The 3,017-nt window shown below is 51.5% G+C and carries 4 protein-coding genes; all 4 read right to left on the reverse strand.

Features of this window, described 5'->3' with window-relative positions; all coding sequences use genetic code 11:
* Positions 1-186: 186 nt before the first annotated feature.
* A complete protein-coding gene (locus HY879_17820; protein ID MBI5605197.1) occupies positions 187-897 on the reverse strand; it encodes an ABC transporter ATP-binding protein in 711 nt (236 codons plus the stop codon).
* Entirely contained in the window at positions 897-1,670 is a 774-nt protein-coding gene (locus HY879_17825; protein MBI5605198.1) for an ABC transporter ATP-binding protein, read from the reverse strand. The genes HY879_17820 and HY879_17825 overlap by 1 nt, the downstream gene beginning before the upstream one ends.
* Positions 1,660-2,637, reverse strand: a complete 978-nt coding sequence (locus HY879_17830; protein ID MBI5605199.1) for a branched-chain amino acid ABC transporter permease — start codon at positions 2,635-2,637, stop codon at positions 1,660-1,662. Before HY879_17830 ends, HY879_17825 begins: the two co-directional genes overlap by 11 nt.
* On the reverse strand, positions 2,627-3,017 hold a 391-nt coding region (locus tag HY879_17835; protein ID MBI5605200.1), incomplete at its 5' end, for a branched-chain amino acid ABC transporter permease. The genes HY879_17835 and HY879_17830, both read right to left, overlap by 11 nt.

Here is a 3,017-nt window from a genome sequence, read left to right on the forward strand (position 1 = left end):
AGCATAACACCTGGATTCCGGTTTTCACCGGAATGACGGAGAGGTATCGACGTTTTTTTAAAAAGTTAAGCTGGTTACAAATGTTCTAAACCCCCAGGCCCTTCTAAAACGGGCACCTACGAAGCATGAAAATATTGTTATTGAACCCGCAACCCGTAACTCGTAACCCGTAACGTCATTTTTGAACTAAACCCCCAGATAGATCTTCTTCACATGCTCGTTATTCTTTAAATCCCTAGCCTCACCTTCAAGCACAATCTTTCCCACCTCGAGCACATAGCCCCGGTCGGCCACACCCAGGCCAAGCTTGGAGTTCTGCTCCACTAATAAGACCGAAACCCCTCTTTGATGGATATTCCGGATGATAGTGGAAAGCTCTTTGACCACCTTGGGCGCCAACCCCAGAGAGGGCTCATCCAGAAGGAGTAAACCGGGTTTACTCATCAAGGCCCGCCCGATAGCCAACATCTGCTGCTCCCCGCCGCTTAAAGTGCCGGCTTCCTGCTGATGGCGTTCTCTCAGTATAGGGAAAAGGTCGAATATCTCTCCAATGCTTTGGGCAATCTCTTTTTTATCGGTTCGGGTATAGGCGCCCATCTCCAGGTTTTCTCGCACCGTCAAATCCGGAAAGAGCCTCCGGCCCTCCATGGAATAGGCGATTCCGGTTTTGGCGATCTCGGGAGGCGTCAAGCCGTCGATCCTCTGGCCTTCAAAATGGATTTCCCCCCGGGTCGGTTTTTTCAAGCCGAAAATAGTCCGCAAGATAGTGGTTTTCCCGGCTCCGTTGCTGCCGATCAGGGAAACGACTGTTTCCTTTTCGACCTTAAGGGATATTCCTTTCAGGGCCTCGACCTTATCATAATGGATATGGACATCTTTTATCTCTAATAACGCCATTATTCTTCAGCTCCCAAATAGGCTTCGATGACCTGCTCATCTTCCTGTATAACCCATGGGGGACCTTCGGCTATTTTTGTCCCGAAGTTGATGACGGCAATACGATCGCAGATCCCCATGACCACCCGCATATCGTGTTCCACCAGTAAAACGGTGATGCCGCTTACCCTTATTTTTTGGATCAGGGCCATCATCTCGGTTTTTTCTTCGTTATTCATGCCGCAAACCGGTTCATCCAAAAGAATCATTTTGGGATGGGCCGCCAAAGCGATGCCGATGCCCAAAATGCGCTGATATCCGTGGGCCAGATTCTTAGCCAATTCTTGGCGCAGTTCTTTTAAGCCCACGAACTCAATAACCTCTTCGGCGATGGCCCCGAGTTTCTTGCGTCTGTCCCGCACCGAACGGATATTGAGGAGGTCCATGAACACCCCGGTTTTGACCTGCAGTTGGCATCCCAGGAGGATATTGTCCATGACGCTGAATTCACGAAAAAGAACATTGGCCTGGAAGGTCCGGACCAGCCCTTTCCCGGCCACTTTATCGGGGTTGAAATCGGTGATGTCGTCCTTATTAAAATGAATCCTGCCCCCGGTCGGTTTTAAGACTCCGCTGATCAGGTTGAAAACCGTGGTCTTCCCGGCACCGTTGGGACCGATCAAGCCGAATATCTCCCCTTCCGAGATGGTCAGGTCCAGTTCATTGACGGCCGCCAGGCCTCCGAAAAATTTGGACAGGCCGGCCGTCTGAAGGAGTGGGGGTTTATTTTTCACTTGGCATCCTCTTCAGGGCATGACGAAATTTTTCCGGAATCGAAAGGATTCCGCCGGGAGCAAACAATAAAACCAGGACGAGTATGCCCCCCAGGATGATTGGCATATACTCTTTAAAGGGTCTCAAAACTTCATCCAGGATGAGCATCAGGGCCGTCCCGATGATGGGGCCGGCCACAGAACCGATCCCTCCCATGATGGCATAAAGCAGCATGGTAAAGGAAGCACCCAGGGTGAAATCCCAGGGGCTGCAATAGGTAAAATAGTGGGCCCAGAAAGAACCGGCCAGGCCGGCAAAAAAGGCCCCCACCACAAAGGCCGTGAGTTTATATTTCATGATATTGACGCCGACACATTCGGCCAAAAGGTCCGACTGGGGGATGGCTTTCAAAATCAACCCTACCCGGGACAGATCAAAACGGTGCATGACCAGGACGGTCAGGAGAAACAGGATCAGGGCCAGATAGTAAAAAGGGACCTTCGAGTTGAAGAGGATGACCCAATTAAAAACCCGGATCGGATCGGGCATGGGAATACCCAGCAAACCTTGAGGACCTCCGAAAAGTCCGGTCCACATCATCCAGATATGCTTGATGACCTCGGTTAAGCCCAGGGTGACGATGACGAAATAGGCGCCTTTTATTCTTAAGGTGGGATAGCCGATTCCCAGGGCCAGTATGGCCGCAATGATTCCTGCAGCCGGGAGACAGAGCCAAAAACTCCAACCTAATTTAAGGGCCAGCACCCCGGAACCGTAGGCCCCCAGACCCATAAAACTGGCCTGGGCACAATTGAGATGCCCGGCCAGAAGGACCATTCTGATACCCAGGGTGAGAATGGACCATATAAAAATCGAAATGATGATGTGGAGAATATACTGGTCTTTGATGAGGAGAGGCAGGAATATTCCGGCGAGAACAAGAATGGTAACAAACCCCTTTTGCAATAAATTATTCTTATTTTGCATGGCCCAATAATCCCGTTGGTTTGGCGATCAAGACACCGATCATGATTAAGAAAACGATCACCGTGGAAAAGTGTGCCCCCACATAGGTCGTGACAAAGGTTTCCGTAATGCCGATAATGAACCCGCCGATAAGCGCACCGGGCAGACTGCCAAGTCCCCCCAAAATGACGACCGCAAAGGCCTTCAACACCGGCTCGACCCCCATATAGGGATTGATATAAAAGATGGGCCCCACCAGTACCCCTCCGGCCCCGGCGATGGCGCAACAAACCCCCATGGCTATGGAAAAGATCTTCCCCGTGGGGATGCCCTGGACCAGGGCCGCCTCCGGGTCCCCGGCCACGGCCCGCATGGCCTTGCCGACTTTGGTCCGATTGATA

Source organism: Deltaproteobacteria bacterium (assembly GCA_016219225.1).
Classification (GTDB): Bacteria; Desulfobacterota; RBG-13-43-22; order RBG-13-43-22; family RBG-13-43-22; genus RBG-13-43-22.

Bases quoted from the DNA above. Each gene is read 5' to 3' on its own strand.
- HY879_17820 (MBI5605197.1), bottom strand. From the start codon at position 897: ATGGCGTTATTAGAGATAAAAGATGTCCATATCCATTATGATAAGGTC.
- HY879_17830 (MBI5605199.1), bottom strand. From the start codon at position 2,637: ATGCAAAATAAGAATAATTTATTGCAAAAGGGGTTTGTTACCATTCTT.